This is a genomic window from Candidatus Oscillochloris fontis (assembly GCF_004138135.1).
Taxonomy (GTDB): Bacteria; Chloroflexota; Chloroflexia; order Chloroflexales; family Chloroflexaceae; genus Oscillochloris; species Oscillochloris fontis.
In genome coordinates this window covers 66,687-89,696 of sequence record NZ_RYFD01000006.1, presented here as the reverse complement: position 1 = coordinate 89,696, position 23,010 = coordinate 66,687, and the positions used below count along the sequence as shown (strand labels likewise).

General features: G+C 57.7%; 10 protein-coding genes. 8 read left to right on the top strand and 2 right to left on the bottom strand.

The features are described from left to right. Positions 1-55: 55 nt before the first annotated feature. Positions 56-1,096: a uroporphyrinogen decarboxylase gene (gene hemE / locus EKD03_RS04415; protein WP_129627987.1), complete on the top strand. Its 1,041-nt coding sequence runs from the start codon at positions 56-58 to the stop codon at positions 1,094-1,096. Positions 1,097-1,111: 15 nt separating this feature from the next. Further along, entirely contained in the window at positions 1,112-2,446 is a 1,335-nt protein-coding gene (gene hemL / locus EKD03_RS04410) for a glutamate-1-semialdehyde 2,1-aminomutase (RefSeq protein WP_129627985.1), read from the top strand. A gap of 68 nt (positions 2,447-2,514) precedes the next feature. Here hemL and EKD03_RS04405 read toward each other — a convergent pair whose 3' ends face one another. After that, complete coding sequence (locus EKD03_RS04405) at positions 2,515-4,266, bottom strand: SulP family inorganic anion transporter (protein ID WP_129627983.1); 1,752 nt, start codon at positions 4,264-4,266, stop codon at positions 2,515-2,517. Positions 4,267-4,610: 344 nt separating this feature from the next. Here EKD03_RS04405 and bchN point away from each other — a divergent pair, with 344 nt between their 5' ends. From bchN to bchL, 4 genes are all read left to right on the top strand, one after another. Beyond that, positions 4,611-5,897, top strand: coding sequence for a ferredoxin:protochlorophyllide reductase (ATP-dependent) subunit N (gene bchN, locus EKD03_RS04400; protein WP_129627981.1), 1,287 nt, complete (start codon positions 4,611-4,613; stop codon positions 5,895-5,897). A gap of 43 nt (positions 5,898-5,940) precedes the next feature. Beyond that, positions 5,941-7,545 (top strand): ferredoxin:protochlorophyllide reductase (ATP-dependent) subunit B, encoded by a 1,605-nt coding sequence (locus tag EKD03_RS04395; protein WP_129627979.1) that lies wholly within the window; start codon positions 5,941-5,943, stop codon positions 7,543-7,545. A 2-nt stretch (positions 7,546-7,547) separates the two neighbouring features. Then, the gene (locus EKD03_RS04390) at positions 7,548-8,804 is read left to right on the top strand and encodes a Coenzyme F420 hydrogenase/dehydrogenase, beta subunit C-terminal domain (protein WP_174842808.1); all 1,257 of its coding nucleotides are present in this window, start codon (positions 7,548-7,550) and stop codon (positions 8,802-8,804) included. 78 nt (positions 8,805-8,882) lie between these two features. Further along, positions 8,883-9,704 carry a ferredoxin:protochlorophyllide reductase (ATP-dependent) iron-sulfur ATP-binding protein gene (gene bchL, locus EKD03_RS04385; protein WP_129627977.1) on the top strand — a complete coding sequence of 274 codons (822 nt, stop codon included), beginning with the start codon at positions 8,883-8,885 and terminating at the stop codon, positions 9,702-9,704. Positions 9,705-9,737: 33 nt separating this feature from the next. Here the strand turns inward: bchL and glgX are convergent, their stop codons facing one another. Continuing rightward, complete coding sequence (glgX, locus tag EKD03_RS04380) at positions 9,738-11,876, bottom strand: glycogen debranching protein GlgX (RefSeq protein WP_129627975.1); 2,139 nt, start codon at positions 11,874-11,876, stop codon at positions 9,738-9,740. A gap of 192 nt (positions 11,877-12,068) precedes the next feature. Here glgX and EKD03_RS04375 point away from each other — a divergent pair, with 192 nt between their 5' ends. Continuing rightward, a complete protein-coding gene (locus tag EKD03_RS04375) occupies positions 12,069-14,096 on the top strand; it encodes a serine/threonine protein kinase (RefSeq protein ID WP_129627973.1) in 2,028 nt (675 codons plus the stop codon). A 266-nt stretch (positions 14,097-14,362) separates the two neighbouring features. Then, positions 14,363-22,948, top strand: a complete 8,586-nt coding sequence (locus EKD03_RS04370) for a cadherin-like domain-containing protein (RefSeq protein ID WP_161569179.1) — start codon at positions 14,363-14,365, stop codon at positions 22,946-22,948. The last annotated feature ends 62 nt before the right edge of the window (positions 22,949-23,010 follow it).

Genomic DNA, 23,010 nt, shown 5'->3' with positions numbered 1-23,010 from the left:
ATGGTTGGGGTATGGTACCCTCACCCTCTCGCCTCACCAGTATTGTGGAAGAAACATGAACGACAGAATTCTTCGAGCCGCTCGTCGTCAGCCGGTTGACCGCACTCCGATCTGGCTCATGCGCCAGGCTGGCCGCTACATGTCCGTCTACCGCGCCGTGCGCGAGCGCTATGGCTTCCTCCAGATGGTCAAGATTCCTGAGGTTGCGGCTGAAGTGACGCTCCAGCCTGCCCAAGCGTTTGATATTGACGCGGCGATCATTTTTGCCGATATTCTGCCGCCGCTGGAGGGTCTGGGTATTGATCTCACCTTCGAGAAGGGTGAAGGCCCGGTGATCCACAATCCCGTGCGTAGCCCGGCTGATATTGCGGCACTCAAGCAGTGTGACCCGCGTGAGACGACCGCGTATACGCTCGATGCGATCCGCATTGTCCAGCGCGAACTGAATGGCCGTATCCCGCTCTTCGGCTTTAGCGGTGCGCCCTTCACCCTCGCCAGCTATGCGATTGAGGGCGGTGGCAGCCGCGAGTATCGCCGCACCAAGCAGTTGATGTATCGCGATCCGCAGAGTTGGCACGCGCTGATGGAGAAGCTGAATACGTTGGTCAGCGACTACCTGATCGCGCAGGTTGAAGCGGGCTGCGATATTGTGCAGATCTTCGACTCGTGGGCCGGTGCGCTTTCGCCCAACGACTTCGCCGAGTATGTGTTGCCCCACGTCAAGACGGTGATCGCCACTGTGCGCGCCGCCACTGATGTGCCGATCATCTTCTTCGGTACCGAGATGTTCGGGATGTCCTCGATGCTCAGCGATGTCGGTGCCGATGTAATCGGCCTCGACTGGCGCGTTCAGCTTGATGAGGGCTGGGCCGCCCTGGGCCACAAGGTCGCCGTGCAGGGCAACCTCGATCCGATGACGCTGCACGCACCATGGCCGGAGATTGAGCGCCGCGCCGCCGATATCCTGCGCCGCGCTGGTGGACGCCCTGGCCACATCTTCAATGTCGGCCACGGTATCCTGACCGAGACGCCCGAAGAGAATGTCGGTCGTCTGGTGGACTTTGTGCATAACTTTGTCGTTGAGCCTGCGCAGTAATAGGGGCTTTTCTCTATGACCACGACTACAATTGATCGCTACGCCCGCTCCAAGGAGCTCTTCGCCGCCGCCCAGGAGGTCATTCCGGGCGGGGTGAACTCTCCGGTGCGCGCCTTCCGTGGCGTCGGCGGTTCGCCGATCTTCTTTGCGCGCGGCAATGGCTCGCACGTTGAGGATGTAGATGGCAATAACTACATTGACTACGTGCTCTCCTGGGGGCCGCTGCTGCTGGGCCATGCCCACCCGGCGGTCATCCAGGCGGTGAATGAGCAACTCACCCGTGGCAGCAGCTTCGGTGCTCCCACCGAACTAGAGACCGAACTCGCCAAGTTGGTGATCAACCTCATTCCAAGTGTCGAGCAGGTGCGCTTCGTCAGTAGTGGCACCGAGGCGACCATGAGTGCCTTGCGTTTGGCACGTGCCTACACCAAGCGCGAGAAGATCGTCAAGTTTGTCGGTTGTTACCACGGCCACGCCGATATGCTGCTGGTGCAGGCCGGTAGTGGCGTGCTCACCCTGGGCTTACCCGATAGCCCCGGCGTGCCCGCCGCAACCGCCGCAGATACTCTGACCGTCGAGTATAACGACGTGGCGGGTGTCACCGAGATCTTCCGCCAGTATGGCGAACAGATCGCGGCGGTGATCGTTGAGCCGATTGCGGCCAACATGGGCTTCGTGGTGCCCGAGCCGGGCTTCCTCCAGATGCTGCGCGAAATCACTACCGCCAATGGCGCTCTGCTGATCATTGACGAGGTCATGACCGGCTTCCGCGCTGCCCCCGGTGGTGCCCAAACTCACTGGGGGGTTGACCCCGACCTGACTTGTCTCGGCAAGGTGATCGGCGGCGGTCTGCCCGTCGGAGCCTACGCGGGCAAGAAGGCGATCATGCAGACGGTCGCTCCGGCTGGCCCGATGTATCAGGCCGGGACGCTGTCGGGCAACCCGTTGGCCATGGCCGCCGGTATCGCCATGCTCCGCACCGCCTTCGAGGCTCCAGAGGGTGAAACGACCCTCTTTGAGCGTGCTGTGGGGCGCACCCAGAACTTGGCCGATGGCATCCGTTCACTCAGCGAGGAGACGGGTGTGCCACTTCAAGTGGGCAACATCGGCACCATGTTCGGCTTCTACTTCTTGAAGGAGCCAGGGGTGAAGGTGCGTAGCTACGCCGAAGCCAAGGAGTATGTGGACGCTGCACGCTATGCCAAGTTCTTCTGGGCCATGTGCGAGCGCGGGGTCTATATGGCACCCTCGCAGTTCGAGGCGGGCTTCCTCAGTTCCGCCCATGACTCGGTAGACATCGCGGTGACTCTGACCGCATGCCGCGAGGCATTCCTCGCCGCACGCGGGTAGGTGGAGTGTGGGGGCGCATCGCAATGTGCCCCCGTGTCCCCATCGTAGGGGCGCGTCGCGACGCGCCCCTACATGTTCGGCGGCGGGTTTATCCCGCGCCGCTCCACCGCTGCCTGTAACACCCGACAATTATCGCCGTGGGCATCACAGTGCGGGCACTTGTGGATTTCGCGGCGCTCGTGGAGTTGAATAATCGCCTCAATTGCACTCCAGTAGACCTGCTGCTCGCCAACCAGATTGGTTAAGCCAGCCCGCGCAAACATCTCACGTACTGTTGGCTGGAGGCCACTAAAGGCGACCACCCCACCCCGTGCATGGTGTTCCTCGATCAGTTCACCTAGCGCCTTTACGCCCATTGCATCAATCAAGGGCACGCCGCGCATACTGATCACCAGAGTGTGGTACTGCTTGGCATTAGCGAAGGCTTCCATAATGATGTGGACACTGCCAAAGAAGACCGGCCCGGTCAGGTAGTAGACATGAACTGCCGGACAGTACTCTTCGATGTTGTAGCCTTGGGCACGTAGTTTGGCGGTATCAACGGGTTCGCTCGCCACAGCCGTACTCTGCGCCGACTGCCGGATGTAGATCACCGCCGAAATAGTCAACCCGATCAGGATGGCCTGGGTCAGATCGAGCGCCGCCGTGGCAATCATCGTCACCACAATGCCCACGAGGGCGTGCCGGATTTTGGTGTGCCAGTAGAAGTGGATCGTCTCCCACTCGTTCATGCGCCATGCCGTGACGAGCAGGACACCACCGAGGGCCGCCAAGGGCACCCGCCCAATCATCGGGGCCAGCAGCAAGGCACTCAGTAAGAGCGTCACCGAATGGATAATACTGGTCAGTCGGGTGACGCCATTGCTCTTGATCGCCACGCTGGTGCGCGCAATCGCCGCTGTAGCCGGAACACCACCAAAGAAGGGGATGATCATATTGCCGATACCCTGGGCGACCAGTTCGGCATTGCTATCGAAGGGCTTGCCAGTCATCGTGGCCCCAACACTACCACACAAGAGGCTCTCGATGGCACCGAGGGCCGCGATGGAGATCGCCGGAGCAATCAGGTCGCCGAGATCACTCCATGGGATACCGCTGAAACTCAGCCGATGCTCAAGCAGAATTGTCTGCGGGATACTACCGATGGTGTCCACGTTCCAATCCAACCCAATTGCGATCAGGCTGGCCAGGATCAACCCAACCAACGACGCGGGAATACTCTTGAGGAAGCGCGGCAGGATGATCATGGTCGCGATCACGATCAAGGCCAGTGCCACACTCGGCCAATGCGGGCTGGGTGGGTGCGCAAGGTAGCCCCACAACTTCAGCATGGTGTTCTCGGCAGCTTCGGTCTTGACCCCCAGGACATTATCGAGTTGGCCGACGGCGATAATAATCGCGATCCCACTGGTAAACCCGGTGATGACTGGTGAGGGAATGAAGGCGATATAGCGCCCTAACTTGAGCAGACCGAGCAGCAGCATCAAGGCTCCGGCCATGACACAGGCCACCCAGACCCCTATTAGCCCATAATTCAGGGCAATTGCGATCAGAATAGCCGACATGGCTCCGGTAGGGCCGGAAATCTGAAAGGAACCACCACCTAATCCACCGATGATCAACCCGGCTAAAATCGCTGTCACCAACCCGGCGGCTGCATCCGCGCCTGAGGCCACCCCAAAGGCGAGTGCTAGGGGCAACCCCACCGCCGCCACCGTCAACCCGGCCAGTAGGTCACGCTGGAACATATGGCGATTGTACCCGGCAAACTCGCGCCGCAAAGAACTCAAGAGGCTCAAACGGCTCAGCATCGCTCCCATGCTCGCTCCTTATCATGTTTAAGGGCAATGAATGGCAACGACCAACGCCGAACTACCAACGACCAATGACCAACAACCAACGCTCCAGGTTCAAAACCTAGTCGCCCGTTGTTCGCCGCTCGTCGCTCGCCGTCCTGCCTTGGTCGCCTGTCTTCCATCGACAAAAAGTGGTAACGCTTTATGGTAGCGCTGCGCACAGTGCTTGTCAATGGTATCTATCTGAGATCCGAAAGGAGCTAGCCTAGCTGAAAACCACCTGCACACCTTTTGCCTATATTTCACGGTTATTTCATTACATGCTATAATCCTATCGAAAATCCCACCGTGCTCCAAGGAGGTCTTGTATGCCGCCGAAGGCCCAGTTTGTCCGCGAGGACGGCCTTTACCACTCGTTCTGCGGGCTTGTCAGCGTGGGCTGGCTCTACCAGAAGATCAAAGATAGTTTCTTCCTGATCCTCGGCACCCATACCTGCGCCCATCTACTTCAGAATACGCTTGGCGTGATGATCTTCGCCCGTCCGCGCTTTGCGGTTTCACTACTTGAAGAGGGCGATCTCTCCGCTGCTCAGCCCGATATTGTTGACCAGATTGCAGAGATTAAGCGTGAGCATAATCCTTCGGTCATCTTCCTGCTCTCCTCGTGTACGCCCGAGGTGATGAAGGTTGAGTTTGAGGGTCTGGCTCACTCGCTCAGCACGCCAGAACTGCCGGTGCTCTTCGTTCCTGCCTCTGGCCTCGACTACACCTTCGCCCAGAGTGAGGACTCGGTGCTCCAGGCGCTCTTGCCCTTCTGCCCGGTGGCACCGCCAGAGGATAAGCGCGTAGTCTTCCTGGGTTCGGTGAACGACGCGATTGCCGCCGACTTCACCATGGAGGCGCAACGCCTCGGTATTCCGGTGGCCGGCTTTTTGCCCGCTGCGCACTTCTCCGAGTTGCCGCCGATTGGCCCCGGTACGGTCATCGCGCCGCTTCAGCCCTTCTTGCCCAAGGTGGCGACGCTGCTCCAGAATGAGCGCGATGCCAAGGTGCTCAACTCGCTCTTCCCCTTTGGCCCCGATGGCAGCCGCGCCTTCTGGGAGGATCTCGCTGCTGAGTTCGGGATGAAGATCGATCTCTCCGAGCGCGAGGCCGCCGCCTGGGAGCGCATTAAGGAACATACCGACCTGCTGCGCGACAAGAAGGTCTTCCTCACCAGCGACACCCTGATGGAACTGCCGTTGGCGCGCTTCCTGCGGGCCTGTGGTGCCAATGTGGTCGAGTGCAGCACTCCTTCCATCAACCGCCGCTTTCATTCGCGTGAACTGGCGCTGCTCGATGGTGTGCGCCTGGTCGAGCAGCCCAACTTTGATCGCCAGATGCGCGATATTGTGGCCGCGAAGGCCGATCTGGTCATCTCCAACATGATCACCACCAACCCGATGGTCGGCCATGGGATCGTCGCTAAGTGGGGTACCGAGTTTGCCTTTATGCCTATCCACGGCTGGTCCGGGGTGAATACCCTCGCCACGACCTTCACCCGCGCCATGCGTCGCCACGCTAAGCTCGATCCGCTTGGGATGGACCCGATCTGGATGACGGGGATGATGCCTTCGGCACCCAGTGGTGTGATCTCGTCCGCCTTGGAAGACTAATTCCTTCTGAGGCAGCATACATACACATAACAGGAACATCAATATGCGTCTTGCCTACTGGATGTATGAGGGCACTGCCCACCACGGCGTTGGCCGGGTGATGAATAGCATGCGCAATGTCCACGCAGTCTTCCACGCGCCCCAGGGCGATGACTACGTGAGCACCATCTATACCATGCTGGAGCGCACGCCCACCTTCCCCGCTATGACGACCTCGGTGGTGAGTGGTACCGATCTTGCACGTGGTACCCTGCGTCTGCCCGAAACCTTGCGTCAGGTTGAGCAGCGCCTCCACCCTGATCTGATCGTGGTGGTGCCCTCGTGTAGTACGATCCTCTTGCAGGAGAATCTGCATGTGGCCGCTGCGACCGCTGACCTCACCTCTGAGGTGATGATCTACGAGGCCAATCCCTACCGCATGCAGGAGAATATGGCCGCCGAGGGTCTCTTTACCGAACTGGTGCGCCGCTTTGCAACCGCCCAGCCCCTCACTGACTACCCCAGCGTCAATATTCTTGGCCCGGCTTCGCTTGGCTTCCACGTCCGCCACGACCTGACCAGCCTGCGCCGCATGTTGGCTACCCTCGGTGTACAGATCAATGTGGTCGCTCCCTGGAGCGCCTCGGTAGATGATCTGCGCCGCTTGCCCGCTGCGTGGCTCAATATTGCTCCCTACCGCGAACTCGGTGCCCAGGCTGCCGATTATCTCGCAGAGCAGTTTGGTACGCCCGCCCTGCGCGAGGCTCCGATTGGTGTCCAGCCCACCCTGCGTTGGCTCAATGCACTGCTCGAGGCGCTCAATGAGATCGGTGCCCGTAACAATGCGCCGGTCATCCGCATGCCCCACCTCACCGCCTTCTCGCTCGATGGCATGTCGGCCCCTTCGTCGGTGCCCTGGTTCGCCCGTACCGCCGATATGGAGAGCTACGCCGGGAAGACCGCCTTCGTCTTCGGCGATGCGACCCATACCGTCGGGATGACCAAGTTCCTCCACGATGAATTGGGCATGCCGATTGTTGGTGCCGGTACTTACCTGCTGCGCGAGGCCGATTGGGTGCGCGAGCAACTCAAGGGTTATGTCACTGACGAGCAGTTCCTGGCTACCGATGAGTTCCAGACGACGGCCAATCGCATCGCTGAGTTGCGCCCCGAACTGATCTGTGGCACTCAGATGGAACGCCATACTGCCCGTAAGTACGACCTCAACTGTATGGTGATCGCACCACCTACCCATATCGAGAACCATCTGCTCTCCTACCGCCCCTTCTTTGGTTTCGATGGTGCCGATGTGATTGCCGATGAGGTGTATACTACCTGTACCCTGGGTATGGAGAAGCACCTGATTGACCTCTTCGGGGACGCTGGCCTTGAGGAGGCGCAGGAAGAGCCAGAGATGGTAGCGGAGCCAACAGCGGCTGCCGTGGCGACCAACGGGGCGACTCCGGCACCAAGTGCCGGCCTCCCAGATGCGCTACCCTCCTCTGGGGTCATCACTTGGTCACCCGAAGCCGAGGCGATGCTGAAGAAGATCCCCTTCTTCGTGCGTGGCAAGGCACGCGGGAATGTCGAAAAGTACGCCCGCGAGCATGGCATCACCCTGATTACCGGCGATGTTCTGCTGACGGCCAAAGAGAGTATTGGGGCCTAGTTATGACCGTCAATGAGGCCGTCAAGCGACCATTGCACGAGATTACCCTGATGAGCGTTGCCGAACGCATTCAGGGTCGGCCTAAGATCTGTAGTGACTGCGGGATCTGCTCCAGCAGCTACCGCCCGCTGCTACCACAGGTCTGTATGTTCGTTGAGAACCGGGCTGAGCAGATCGAGCGTAAACTCCACGGACGCAACCGTAACGATGGTGATGAGTTGCTCTTCGGCATCTATCGCTCGCGCCATGTAATTCGCATGGCCAAGCCTAATCTCGATGCCCAGTGGAGTGGGGTCGTCACGAACCTTGCCGCCATGCTGCTAGAGCGCGGCATGGTCGAGGCGGTCATCACCACGATGGCGGTACCCGGAACGCACCACGCGCCGCTGCCCGTCCTGGCGCGCACCCCGGAAGAGGTGCGCGCTAGTGCCCGCAACAAGCCCTGTCTCTCGCCCAATCTCGATCTGCTCGATCAGGTGCGCGAGAGCGGGGTCAAGCGCTTGGCCTTTATCGGCACCAGTTGCCAAGTGCATGCCCTCCGCGCTATCGAGGAACAGTTGGGCCTCGAAAAGCTCTATGTGATCGGCATCCCCTGTACCGATAATGTCGCCTACCCCGATCTGCTGCGCTTCCTCAAGATCGTCTCGAAGTCGCCTGATACCATCGTTCACCACGAGTTCATGCAGGACTTCCGGGTCTGGATGCGCCACGAGGATGGGCACATCGAGAAGATGAACTATGTTGATCTCGATGTCTCGGCACTCGGTGGCGAGTTGGGCATCTTCCCGGCGGCCTGTCTCTCCTGTTTCGATTACCAGAACAGCCTCGCCGACATCACCGTTGGCTATTTGGCGGCCCCGCTGCCACCGCCGGAGCGCTGGCAGTGGACGCTGGTGCGTACTCAGGTCGGCGAGGAACTCTTTGAGTTGATCCGGCCTTTGTTAGAGTTCGGCACCTTCAGCGAACGTGGCAACCGCCAGATCGGCGTGAGTGAGTATGTCCGCATGCTCAAGCGCCCACGTAAACGCCCACCCTTCCCCATCCGCAAACTGATCGCCTGGATGCAGCGCAACCGTGGCCCGCGTGGCATGGAGTTCGCCCGCTCGGTGATCGAAATGAAATTGCTGCGCAACCTCCAGTATATCCGTGATGCGCATGGGCGTCTGGAGCGCCGCATCATTCCCGCCTATGTCTACCGTGCGCTGGCAGCGTATGCCACGGTCTATGAAGAGGAATTCGGGCGCACGCTCGCTCCCTAAGTTCTTTGTGGCCCACAGATCAAACCCGACTGTCACCGCTGTGACAGGGATACCAGACCCTAGCAGGAGAAGAAGTCAATGTCCCTTGTGATCGCAATCTATGGTAAAGGTGGGATCGGCAAATCAACCACGTCGGCGAACCTCTCGGCGGCGCTGGCGCTGCGGGGTGCCAAGGTGCTCCAGATTGGCTGTGATCCGAAGCACGATAGCACCTTCCCGCTGACTGGCATGCTCCAGCCGACGGTGATTGATGTGCTTGATGAAGTTGATTTCCATATCGAAGATATCTCCCGCGAGGATGTCATCCGCACCGGCTTTGCGGGTGTGGATGCGCTTGAGGCCGGTGGCCCCCCCGCTGGCAGTGGCTGTGGTGGCTATGTGGTCGGCGAGACGGTCAAGCTGCTCAAGGAGTTTGGCCTCTACCACAAGTATGATGTGATTGTGTTCGACGTGCTCGGCGATGTTGTCTGCGGTGGCTTCTCGGCTCCGCTCAACTACGCCGACTATGGCATCATCGTGGCCTGCAACGACTTCGACAGCATCTTTGCTGCCAACCGCCTCTGCTTGGCGATTGCCCAGAAGAGCCAGCGCCACAAGGTGCAGATGGCCGGCATCATTGCCAACCGTGTCGATCACGTCAATGGCGGTGGCACCAGCCTGCTTGAGCAGTTCGCCGAGACCGTGAACACCCGGCTGCTTGGCAAGGTGCCCTACCACGATCTCATTCGCCGCTCGCGCCTCGCTGGTAAGACCCTCTTCGAGATGGAAGGTCCCGGCAAGGATATCTGTGTCCAGCCCTTCTACGAGATGGCCGACGAGCTCCTCGGTGAGCCAGCCACCACCATCCCCACCCCGCTCAACGACCGCGAGATCTTCGATGTGATCGGCGGTTGGAAATAACGCATGCACGTAGAGACGCAAAATATTGCGTCTCTACGGCAATACCGCCCCGGCTCGCTCCCGCAACAACACCAACGAACGCGCCTGAAGGTGATAGATCTCACTCGATGGTGCGCGATCTCCATTCCCCTCTGGATCGGCTGTATCAATGAGCACCTCCCACACCGGGTCATCGGGCCAATCCGGCAGGATGAACGGTACAGGGGCGTGGTCGGCATTGAAGAGCATCAGTAGGACATCATCGCGTACCGGGCGGCCCTCGCGATTATATTCATACATCACCTTGCCATTGAGCAGTAGCCCGATGCAGCGCAGATCGGGATTGTGCCATAGCTCTGGGCCGATCTCTTGCCCATCCGGGCTGAGCCACTCCACATCATACTCGGCTCCAGTTGGGTTGATGCTGCCGCGAAAGAAGCTGCGGCGGCGGAGGATCAGGTGGCGCTTGCGAAGTTCGATCAGCTTCTTGGTGAAGGCCAAGAGCTCCTCCGCATCGGGATCGGGCGACCAATCAACCCACGAGATTGGATTATCTTGGCAGTAGGCGTTATTGTTGCCCTGCTGGGTGCGGCCACGCTCATCCCCGGCGAGTAGCATCGGGGTTCCCTGCGAGAAGATCAGCGTTGCTAACAGGTTGCGCATCTGGCGCATGCGCAACTCCTGGATCTTGGGATCATCCGTTGGCCCTTCCACCCCACAGTTCCACGAGTTGTTGTGGTTATCACCATCGCGGTTCCTCTCGCCATTCGCCTCGTTGTGCTTCTCGTTGTAGCTCACCAGATCCCGCATCGTGAAGCCGTCATGCGCGGTGATGAAGTTGACACTATGGTAGGGACGGCGGCCATTGTGCTGGAAGAGATCCGACGATCCAAGAAAGCGCGAGGCAAATTCGGGAGCCTGCGCCTGATCACCCTTCCAGAAGGAGCGGATATTGTCGCGGTACTTCCCATTCCACTCCGCCCAAGGCGCGGGAAAGCCGCCCACCCAGTAGCCATCTGGCCCAATATCCCAGGGTTCGGCAATCAGTTTGACTCCCGCGAGGGTGGGATCTTGCTTCACCACATCCAAAAAGGCACTCGGACGATCCCCATCATGGGCACCCCGCACCAAAGCCCGCGCCAGATCGAAGCGGAACCCATCAACATGCATCTCGGTTACCCAGTAACGCAACGAATCCATCACCATCTGAAGCACCCGTGGATGCATCAGATTGAGCGTATTCCCCGTCCCGGTGTAGTCCATGTAGTAGCGCTGCTCTTCGGGCACCAGGCGGTAGTAGGAGACATTGTCAATGCCACGGAAACTCAGTGTCGGCCCAAGCTGGTTGCCCTCACCCGTATGGTTAAAGACGACATCAAGGATAACTTCGATCCCGGCAGCATGCAGGGCCTTGACCATCTGCTTAAACTCGTTGACCTGTTTCCCCAGACTTCCCTGGCTGGCATAGCGTCCATCGGGGCTAAAGAAGTTGATCGTCTGGTAGCCCCAGTAGTTGGTAAGCCCGTGATCAACCAAGTGTTGATCATTGACGAACTGATGGATCGGCAATAACTCGACCGCCGTGACCCCCAACTCCTTGAGGTAGGCGATCACCGGTGCGCTGGCCAACCCGGCGTAGCTCCCGCGCAATGCGGGCGGCACGTCGGGATGCTGCTGGGTAAAGCCCTTCACATGCAGTTCGTAGATCACACTCTTACGGTACGAGGTATCCGGGCGCGTATCATCGCCCCAATCAAAGCGCGGATCGATCACCACTGAGCGCGGTATATAGGGCGCACTATCCCGCTTCCCAATGGTCAGATCGCTATAGGGGCTATCCACCCGATAACCATACATCGCCTTATCCCACTGGATCGTCCCACTCAGCGCACGCGCATACGGGTCAATCAACAGTTTATGCGGATTAAAGCGGTGGCCCTGTTGTGGGTTATACGGGCCATAGATGCGATAGCCATAGAGTTGCCCCGGCTCCAAGCCCGGCACGTAGCCATGCCAGATATGCTCGCTCCGTTCGGGGAGCGTCAAGCGCACCGACTCGCGCAGGGCCGTCGGGCTATCGAAGAGACACAGATCAACCCGTGTCGCGTGGGCCGAGAAGATCGCAAAATTGACACCGTCACCGTTCCAACTCGCACCAAGCGGATACGGTCGGCCTGGAAAGATTGCCGGCATGTCGTATGCTCCCGAGTCTAATAATGATGCAACGTGTACTCGGCATTGAGCGAACGGACGTGCGTTCCTTCTGCGGGTATGATACCATATCTTTGCAACTATTGTTGCCCGATAGACCTAGGTGGTATAATATCTCTCCTAGATTATCTTCATCTCCTACCGCGATCTGTTGGTCTCTAACATCAATTTCTTATGAAAATACCAGCACAGATCGGCCATTATATTCTTGATAACCCAATTGGCGATGGTGGCTCAAGCGTTGTTTGGTTGGCCCATCATGCTGTTTTGACCGAACACAAGGTTGCTTTTAAGTTTTTGCGTGATCGCAACAGTGAAAATATCCGCCGCTTTGAGCGCGAAGCGACCATTGCGCTGCGGTTGCATCATCCTAATATTATTAAAACCTATGACTATGGCCAGTCTGAGGATCTCTACTATACAATAAGTGAATATATTCCCGGCTCATCGCTGGCTCAATTGATCGAACAACAAGGCCCAATTCCATTTGAAACCGCATTACATATCTTCCGCCAAGTTGCAGCCGGTTTGGATTATGCACACAAACAGAAAATTATCCATCGCGATATTGCGCCCAAGAATATTCTGATCGAAGCAGCGAGCCAACGGGTGATCCTGATTGATTTTGGTATTGCCCGTGAGCATAATCCCGCCCATACCGAGACGGGTTCATTTATGGGGACACTGGGTTTTCTCTCACCCGAACACTTCCCCAATGGGCAGCCCATTTCGCATCTTTCGGATATCTTCGCGCTTGGGATCGTCCTCTACTACATGTTGAGTGCCAAATTACCCTGGGAAGAATCCCTGGATAATCCACCCAAAGCAACCTTTTCCGCGCCAATCCCGTTGCACCAGCGCAACATTCCCCACTTGCCAGGATCTGTTGATCGGGTACTGCTCACGATGCTGGCCCTTGATCCTGCGCGTCGCTATCCCTCGCTCCAGGCGGCGGTCGAGGAACTGGATCGTCTGATTGCCCGCCACCACGTCGCAACCCAGGTGGTCGGGCATTCCTCAACCACCACCGCTCCGACCACTCCCGCATTCCAAGCCCACGGCCTAGAACCGAGTCAGATCGAGAGCATCCTTGGTACTGCTGTTGCCCAGGTTGTGCTCGACAAAGTGCGCCAGCATGCCGATGAACTCTCGAACCCCCAGGAATTGACCCACCTGCTCAACCAGTGGGCGGCCCAATATCCGTGGGCGCTGCGCCGTCCGCTCTTGGGCCGCTTGGCCAAGTTTCACCAAGCAACAACCAAGCTGATCGCCTTCTACTACCTGCGGGTGCTGTATGAACAACGCACAGCCCCCCAATTGCAAGAGCGACCAGATCACAAGGCCGAGCATTTCCCGGTTGAGTCCGAGGTTGATTACTGGAAGATTGAGTTGCCACAAGGAACCGATTTCCGTGATGAACCGGGCAGCCGTCTGACGATCCCTGGCTCTATCCAGATACTCAAATGCCCCGCCTGCCAGGGCGCGGGTGTCTCCGTTTGCCCCCGCTGTAAGGGATCACGGCGGGTGATGGTTACTCGCCCGGTTGTCGCTTCGCTTGCTCCTGTGGCATCCGCAACTGCCGCCGCTACCTCTTCCTCCACCCAACGCCCGCCGAGGAGTTCCAGTGGCTCTGCGGCGGCGAAAACGCCGCCGCCGCCAGCCGCTTCGCCCCCCGCAATGGAGCAGGTGCTTGAACCATGCCCCGATTGTAGTGGCCGTGGTGGCTTGCCATGTTCGCGCTGCCAGGGCGCTCGGCGGCTGATCCAAGAGAAGACCTTTAGCTGGAGCCGCCAAACGACCCTCTTTACCGCCCATGATGGTCTGCACAAGATCAATCCCCACCTGTTATTGCGTACCTGTCCTGCGGAAGAGATCTATCGTGAACGCTATCCTGCTGGCTTCAATCCGCTCTGGAACCAACTTGAGGGCGTGGCTCCGCTCACTACCCAAGCCCAGCGTCGTCTGAGTAACGATACCCGCATGGTACTGAGTGAACTACGTATTCATGTCGTTCCTGTCACCGAGATCGTCTTTGATCTTGGCAAGTCAGGTGAGGATGATCTCTATTGCTTGTATATCTATGGATTCGAGAAATTCATCCCTAACGATAACCGTTTCTTCAATTGGGAACGGCTGGTCGCTATCGGAGCGCTCTCCATGGCATTCCTGACTCTCCTTCTCATGGCTCTTCTTCGCTTCTAAGTCCGAAAACTGTATCTTGGTACTATCTTTAATTAGTACCTGAAGCTATAGGCAAGCGGTACTCTTGGAAAGCGAGGCTACTTGAGATATTTGCCAAGACAGGGTATTATAGGTGCGAGCTAGTAGGTTCAATCAATGTTCGCCTCGGTGTGCGCTTTTGGTGTAGTGCTTTCTTGAATCTCAGGAAGTGGCTCCCTATGCAGAACTTGCCCTCACCCCTCAGACAGCTCCTTGTGAGCATCGGACACGCACGGCTTCGTTTCGCCATGATCCTGTCCTCCCTCCTGGTTCTTGGAATGCTTGGCCTTGGCGCACGCATGATCTGGGCCAACCCGACAATCACTGTTCAGCTCTCAACGGCTCAAATTTTTGAGCGCGATCCGGCTCCTGGCCCTGGTGATGAGGTTGTGAATTTTAACATCACACTCTCAGCCCCTGTTCCTGCAGGTAATTTGGTCGTGATCGATGCGGTTGTTGTGCCCCTAGATCCGGCTAATCCTGAATACGCAGCACCAGGCGTTGATTATAGTGCTGTACCTATGCGGCTTACCTTTACTCCTGGTGAGAGCGCAAAGCAATTCCCCGTTACTATCATCGCAGATGACCTTGATGAGTTAAACGAGGGATTTTTCGTTCGTACTCAGGTGGTCTTTCCGGATACGACACTTCCCGATACCACGCCAGTATCTAATGATACCTACGCGATTATCTTCGATGATGATAATCAAGCGGTAACGGGTATATCGAACCCAATTGCCGCTGAGAATGCGGGTACGATAGATTTCGTTGTCAGCCTAGATGCTGCGAGTACGGTTGATGATATTCGTATCGCCTACCGAACGGTAGCCGTAACCGCTACCGATGGCAGTGACTATACCGGTACGAGTACTGGTATGTTGATCATCCCTAAGGGATCGTCTGGGACGACATTTACGATCTCCATCCCGCTCGTTGATGACGCAATTGACGAGATGCCTGAGACCTTTACCCTCGAACTGCTGCCTGCCGATTCGGCCAACGTGAACTTTGGCCCCACCTCGGCCACCGGCACGATTACCGATGATAACGATGCGCCATCTGCGAGTAACCAGACGCTGTCCTTCGATGAAGAGACGGCTGCACTCCAGACAGCTTCAATCACTGGTGTTACCGATCCTGATAGTGTTAATTTCACGTATAGCACATCTGATACCATAACCCCCTTTGTTTTGGCCTCGGATGGTACTGTGTTCCTGGCTACGGCGCTGAATTATGAGGCACCGTTCACCCCAATCATCTTCGAGGTGACGATTACCGATGATGGTACTCCTGCTAGGAGCACAACCATTGAGGTTACGCTGGCACTCAACGACGTCAACGAAGCTCCAGTGGTGGATGCCGATAGTCCCGCTCCTGGTATTGATGGCACGGCTACCTTTGGCCCCATTGGCAGTGGCCCCATCTCCATCGCACCGAACCTGAGTCTGACCGACCCCGATGCTGGCGATCAGATTACAACGGTGACGGTGACGATTGCTGGCGTCCAAGCCACTGAGGTGTTGGCGGTGACAGTAGGAACCAGTGGCGTGACTGATTCCTATAATACTGTTACTGGCGTTCTTACCCTCACTGGGCCAGTTTCGCCAGCCGACATGCAGGCTGTCCTGCGCACGCTCACCTATAATTACACGGCACTTACTCTTGGAACCACCTCCCGTAGCGTGACTATCGTTGCCAATGATGGTGCGCTCGACTCGTCTACGGCCACGATCACGATTGACGTGGAGGACAACGCGCCGACGATTGACACCAATGCCACTTTGACCGTGGATGAGGGCGGGAGTGGTTTGATTACCACCACGTACCTTGATGCCAGCGACTCGGATACGCCTGATGCCAACCTGACCTTTACGGTTGTGGCTGACCCCTCTAATGGCTCTCTTGAACGCTGGGATGGTGCTGCGTGGCAATCTTTCGTAACCTTCACCCAGGACGATCTGGCGAATAATCGTATCCGCTATACCCACGACGGTAGTGAGACCCTCAGCGATAGCTTCACCTTCACGCTGAGTGATGGCACGACTACGCTGCCAGTGGAAACCTTCAACATCAGCGTCACCGCGCAGAACGACGCGCCAACGGCAGCCCCGTCGCAGTCCGGCTCGGTTGCTGAGGATGCGGCTCCGACTACTCTCGTGATGACGGTGACTGCCTCTGATCCTGATGGGCCGGGCCTGACCTACACCAGTAGCGATACCCCATCCGTCTTTAACCTTGCATCTAATGGTGATATTACCGTCGCTAGTGCTCTAAACTACGAGGGTACACCGAGCTACACCTTCACGGTGAATGTCTCGGATGGCGTGGCTCCTGCGGTGCCCGTCACGGTGACGATCTCCGTCACTGACGTGAACGAGCGCCCAGTGGTGGACGCCAATGGCGCTGGTGACGGTATTGACGACATTGTTGCCTATACCGAGCGCGCACCAGCGGCCAATATTGCGCCTAATCTAGTTCTGACTGACCCTGAGCAGGCGGCATCCACCAGCCCGAATAATGGGCGTATTTCTCAGGTAGTCGTAGATATTACCAATCTACTTGATGGCACCAACGAGCAGTTGGATGCGACGGTGACGGGGACTTCGGTCACGATTAACAAGGTGTACGATTCGGGCAATGGTACCCTCACTCTCACTCCAGCTAGCCCAATGACCGTGGCTGAGATGCAGTCGGTGTTGCGTACCCTCACCTATCTCAACGCATCGAACACGCCGAGTGCCTCGCGCTTGGTGACGGTTACTGCCACTGATGCGGGCACCCCCGGATTAAGTAATAATCCGCTCGCCCAGATTACGATCAACATCGAGCCGGTGGATAATCCGCCGACGGTCACTACCAATACAGGTATGACGGTGCTTGAGGGCGCGAGTGGCACCATCACTACCGCACGGCTCAGCGCCAGCGACCCGGATACGGCGAATGCCAATCTGGTCTTTAACGTGACGGGTGGCCCCAGCAATGGCAGCCTTTCCTCAACAACCTTCACCCAGGCCGATCTGGTGGCTGGCACGGTCACCTACACCCACAGCGGTGGTGAGAACACCAGCGACAGTTTCACCTTCACGCTGAGTGATGGCACGACCACGCTGCCAGAGGCAACCTTCACCATCACGGTTACCCCGCAGAACGACGCACCAACAGCAAGCTCGCCGCAGTTCGGCTCGGTTGCTGAGGATGCGCCTCCGACTACTCCCGTGATGGCGGTGACTGCCACTGACCCTGATAGTACTCTGACCTATGACGATACCAATGTCCCCGCTGTCTTCAGCCTGGACACTTCGACTGGTGTGATTACCGTCGCTGGTGCTCTGGATCGGGAGACGACTCCGAGCTATACCTTCACGGTAGATGTCTCGGATGGTGTGGCTCCTGCGGTGCCGGTCGCGGTGACGATCAACATCACCGACGTCAACGAGCGCCCAGTGGTGGACGCCAATGGCTCTGGTGATGGTATTGACAACACGATCACCTATACCGAGCAGTATCCGCCAACCCCAATCGCTCCGAACCTGGAACTGACTGATCCTGATAGTTTGCTACCAAACAGCTATATCACTCATGTAGTGGTTCAGATCACGAATCCACAGCCGGATGATCAGTTGGTAGTACCATATACGCCGTCTGATTTTATCTATACCCCTGGATCTGGTAGTGTCACTATTACTACTTACGATCCATTTTATTCACTTTCTGAATTACGAGATGTCCTGCGCTCGGTCTCCTACTTCAATCCATCTAACGATCCCAGCACGCCACGCACCGTGACGATTACCGCCATTGATTACCTTGGCCTGGACAACATCCCGCCCGCCACGATTACGATCACCATCGAACCGGAGGACGATGCGCCGATAGTGGCCAATAACGGTGCGGGTGTAGATGAGGGTGCGAGTGGTGTTATCACCACCACGAATCTCAGCGCCACTGACCCGGACACTGCTGATGCTGGTCTGACCTTTACGGTTCAGAGTGGGCCTTTCAATGGGCAGCTTGAGTATTGGAACGGTAGTGCTTGGGTAGTTGTTACTGGCTTCACCCAGGACGATCTGGCGAATAATCGTATCCGCTATACCCACGACGGTGGTGAGACCACCAGCGATAGCTTCACCTTCACGCTGAGTGATAGCACGACCACGCTTCCAGCAGCAACCTTCAACATCACGGTTAACCCACTGAACGACGCGCCAACGGCAGCCTCGCCGCAGTCCTTCTCGATTGCGGAGAATACTTCCGGGCCGGTTGGGGAAGTTCTTGTCAGCGATGTTGATGGGCCAGCACTGGCCTATATCTCAGGCGATGCACGCTTTACGCTCACGCCAACTCCCGGTGGGGCAACGCTGAGCCTCACTTCGGGTCTGGACTATGAGGCGCTCCTGCCCAACAATACCATCATCTTTGATGTAGATGTCTCGGATGGTGCTGGTGGAACGACGACGGTTCAGGTTGAGGTGACGATCACCGATGTCAACGAGGCGCCGGTGGTTGATGCCAATGGTGCGCCTGCTGGTATCAATGCCTCGGTTACCTATACCGAGCGTGCACCGGCAACTCCTATTGCCTCGGCGCTGACGCTCACCGATCCGGAGAATAACGCCATCTCCCTGGTGGTTCTCCAGATCACGGCTCCGATTGACGGTACCAATGAGACCTTGGATGTCACCGTGGCCGGGACTCCGGTTATCAAGTCCTACAATCCGACCTTGGGTACGCTCACCCTCACCGGGCCAGCGACCCTCGCGGAGATGCAGACGGTGCTGCGCTCCCTCACCTACACCAATGCGTCTTCGATCCCCTTACCGCTACGGGTGGTGACGATCACTGCGACCGATGCAGGTGCCCCGCCAGCGAGTAACAATTCCGCTGTTCCGCAGGTTAGCATCACCATTATCCCGATAGATGATGTACCGACGCTGACCAATAACGGTATGACGGTGCTTGAGGGTGGGAGTGGCCCCATCACCACCGCGCAACTCAGCGCCAGCGACCCGGACACGGCGAATGCCGATCTGGTCTTTGACGTGACGGGTGGGCCTATCAATGGCCTCCTTTCCGCAACGACCTTCACCCAGGCCGATCTGGTGGCTGGCACGGTCACCTACACCCACAACGGAAGTGAGACCACCAGCGACAGCTTCACCTTCACGCTGCGTGATGGCACGACCACGCTGCCAGAGGCAACCTTCACCATCACGGTTACCCCACAAAACGACGCACCAACAGCAAGCTCGCCGCAGTCCGGCTCGGTTGCTGAGGATGCGACAGTGGGTACTCCCGTGATGTCGGTGACTGCCACTGATCCTGATAGTCCTCTGACCTATGACGATACCAATGTCCCCGCTGTCTTCATCCTGAACACTTCGACCGGTGCGATTACTGTCAATGGTGCCCTGGATCGGGAGACGACTCCGAGCTACACCTTCACGGTGAATGTCTCGGATGGGGTGGCTCTTCCGGTGCCGGTCACGGTGACGATCGACGTGACCAATGTGAACGAGCGCCCAGTGGTGGACGCCAATGGCAATGGTCCTGGTGATGGTATTAACAACGCGGTTGCCTATACCGAGCAGGACCCGGCAACCCTTATCGCTCCGAACCTGGATCTGACTGATCCCGATGCAGGCGACACCATCCCTGCGGTGGTGGTTCAGATCGATTCTGTCCAACCCGGTGAGACCTTGGCGGTGAATGTGGGAAGCAGTGGGGTGTCAGCTTTCTCTGGCACGGGCACCCTCACCCTCATTGGGCCAGCAACGCCAGCGGTGATGCAGGATGTCCTGCGCACGCTCACCTACGCCAACACATCGAACACGCCCAACACGCCACGCACAGTGAGGATCGCCGCCTCGGATGCTGGTGGACTGGACAACATCCCGCTCGCCACGATTACGATCACCATCACCCCGGTGGATGATGTGCCGGTGGTTGGTAACGCCAGCATGACGGTATCTGAGGGGAGCACCAATCCGGTGACTCTCAGCGCCAGCGACCCGGATACGGCTGCTGCCAACCTGACCTTTACGGTGACGGGTGGACCAAGTAACGGAAGCCTTTCCGCAACGACCTTCACCCAGGCGCAACTCTCTGCTGGGACTGTCACCTACACCCATGACGGGACTAATACCTCCAGCGACAGCTTCACCTTCACGCTGAGTGATGGTGTGAACACACCTGTCCCTGGCACCTTCAACATCACCATTACAGCCCAGAACGACGCGCCAATCGCGGCTCCTCAGACCTTCGATGTCCCTGAGAACACCGCAGTTGGCTTCTCATGGCCGATAGTGGTTGCCCCAGATCCTGATGGGCCAAATGCGTTGGCCTTCAGTGTCGCCGCGTATCCGCTCTCCCCAAGTCCGTTTGTAGTGGATAGCGCGGGCAACATTAGTGTAGCCTTGCCGCTGGACTATGAGACGTTCGGTCCGAACCCCTACGTCTTTAATGTAGCTATCAGTGATGGTCTGGATACGACCACCATCGCCATCACGATCAACGTCACCAATGCTAACGATCCACCATACGTGACCGGGCCTGTGCCGTTAGCATTCACCGTCGCTGAGAACTACACTGGCCTTGTTGGTACCATCACTGCGGCTGATAGCGACCTTGATCCTATCCAGTTCTCAGTGCAGGGTGTCTCGCCCTTCAGTGTAGATGCGAGTGGTAACGTCACACTCAATACGGCATTCGACGCCGATACGATCACTTCCACCAGTTTCACGATCCGGATCTGGGATGGTCAGGTTGGTCATGAGGTTGATCTCGTTGTGCCAGTTACCATCACCAACGTCAACGAGCCGCCGGTGGCCGACGCCAATGGTGGTGCAGCCGGCATCAATGGCACCTTTACCTATAACGAGCGCACGGGTGCCCAGCAGATTGCCTCTGGCTTGGTACTCACCGATCCAGAGAACGATACCATTGACCGTGCCTACGTCCAGTTCGTTGCTCCGTACACCCAATTGGCGGGTGAGTCGCTGGGTGCCTCGACGGTAGGTAGCATTGTCCCGTCATACGATCCGTCAACTGGCATCCTGACCATCCCTGGTCCGGCCACTCTCGCCGACATGCAGACGGTGTTGCGATCACTCACCTATGACAATACATCCTACACACCGCCCGCAGCGCGTACCCTGCACATCATCGCCTGGGATACTGGCAGCCCAAGCTTAGAGAACAGCCCGTATGCCCAGATCCAGATCAACATCACGCCGCTGGCTGATGCGCCAACGGTGACACCGCAGACCTTCACGGTGAGTGAAGGTGCAACCAAGGCCTTCGTTGGTGAGCTGAGTGCCACTGACCCTGACACGCTGCCAGCCAACTTGACCTACACGGTGACCTCTGGCCCGACCAATGGAACACTCTCTAGTACAACCTTTACCCAGGCCCAGTTGGACGCTGGTTCGGTCACCTACACGCATGATGGCACCAACACGACCAGCGATAGCTTCACCTTCACGCTCTCGGACGGAATCAATTCGGTTCCTGGAACCCTGTCAATCGTCATCACAGGTGAGAATGACGCACCAGTGGTGACCACCAGCGCTGGGACGACCTCCTACAACCTGCCTGACCCAGCGGTCGTGATTGATGCGGCGGCTACCCTGACCGACGGTGACTCGTCGGATCTGAATGGTGGCCAGTTGCAGGTCTCGCTGGATGCTGCAACCAGCACCAGTGGGGACATCCTGGGCGTCAATAGCCAGCCTGCTGGCCCAACCGCAATCACGGTAGCGGGAACCAACATCTCCTATGGTGGTGTTGTCATCGGTACCATGAGTGGTGGCAGCTATCCGAATCCGCTCGTCATCACCTTTAACAGTGCGGCTGCCACGCCAGCGGCTGTTCAAGCCCTGATGCAGAACATCACCTTTGCTAACGCAACAACGACCACCTCGCTTGTGCGCACAGTCACGTTCATTGTTGATGATGGTGATGGTGGTGCCAGCGCAGCACAGACCAAGGGTATGGTGCTCAACAACACCCCGGTGGCTGTTGATGACACTGGTGATCTGGTGGTAGATAGTGGTAATGTCGTTATCTCCGTACTGGACAACGACAGTGACCTGGATAATGATACGTTCGATGTGACAGCGGTTACACAGGGAACGCACGGGAGTGTCATCTTCGATGCAACTACGGTGACCTATACGCCTACTGCCGGTTACATGGGGTCTGACACCTTCACCTACACCATCACCGATAGCAACGGGGCAAGTGCAACAGCAACCGTCACCATTGAGGTGAATCCGCATCGTGTCTACTTGCCGTTGGTGGTGCGCTCGGCCTTTGCGGAGCTGGTGGTGGACTTCACGGTCAACCCAACCAGCCCCAAGGTGCGCGGTCCGGCTGCCATCGAGGTGACGGTGACAAACAATGGTGAGATATCGGCCACGAACTTCTGGGTAGACTTCTACATCCAGCCCAGCCGTGCGCCGCAGGTAAACGAGCCGTGGTACGAGCTCTGTTCGATGAACCCGTGCCTTGGTCTCGCTTGGTACTACACCGGAACCTTGGCTCCTGGGCAGAGTGTGGTGCTGAATAGCAACCCACAGAGTGCGGCCAATCCGAATGGTTTCACTCTGACCGCTACCAACTGGCAAGGCTTCTTCAACCTCGGGACGCAGAAGCTGTACGCCTATGTTGATAGCTGGAACCGGAGTGCCAACGGAACCGTTCGCGATCCCAACGGTGCGGTTATTGAGTCGAACGAGGCCAATAACCGGGCTGAAAAGACGATAGTCTTGACGCCGAATGCCCAAGCGGCTCCGCTTCAGGAAGTGCCTGCCAATCGGAACTATACGCGTCCGTAACGTTGGGTTGTGAGATGGTGGTGATTGCTGAGGGTCTATTCCTCAGCAATCACCGTTCTTCT

Excerpts from the sequence above, each read along its gene's own strand:
- bchN (WP_129627981.1), top strand. The coding sequence starts at position 4,611 with ATGCCGCCGAAGGCCCAGTTTGTCCGCGAGGACGGCCTTTACCACTCG.
- EKD03_RS04375 (WP_129627973.1), top strand. The coding sequence starts at position 12,069 with ATGAAAATACCAGCACAGATCGGCCATTATATTCTTGATAACCCAATT.
- hemE (WP_129627987.1), top strand. The coding sequence starts at position 56 with ATGAACGACAGAATTCTTCGAGCCGCTCGTCGTCAGCCGGTTGACCGC.
- EKD03_RS04395 (WP_129627979.1), top strand. The coding sequence starts at position 5,941 with ATGCGTCTTGCCTACTGGATGTATGAGGGCACTGCCCACCACGGCGTT.
- hemL (WP_129627985.1), top strand. The coding sequence starts at position 1,112 with ATGACCACGACTACAATTGATCGCTACGCCCGCTCCAAGGAGCTCTTC.
- glgX (WP_129627975.1), bottom strand. The coding sequence starts at position 11,876 with ATGCCGGCAATCTTTCCAGGCCGACCGTATCCGCTTGGTGCGAGTTGG.
- bchL (WP_129627977.1), top strand. The coding sequence starts at position 8,883 with ATGTCCCTTGTGATCGCAATCTATGGTAAAGGTGGGATCGGCAAATCA.
- EKD03_RS04405 (WP_129627983.1), bottom strand. The coding sequence starts at position 4,266 with ATGGGAGCGATGCTGAGCCGTTTGAGCCTCTTGAGTTCTTTGCGGCGC.
- EKD03_RS04390 (WP_174842808.1), top strand. The coding sequence starts at position 7,548 with ATGACCGTCAATGAGGCCGTCAAGCGACCATTGCACGAGATTACCCTG.
- EKD03_RS04370 (WP_161569179.1), top strand. The coding sequence starts at position 14,363 with ATGATCCTGTCCTCCCTCCTGGTTCTTGGAATGCTTGGCCTTGGCGCA.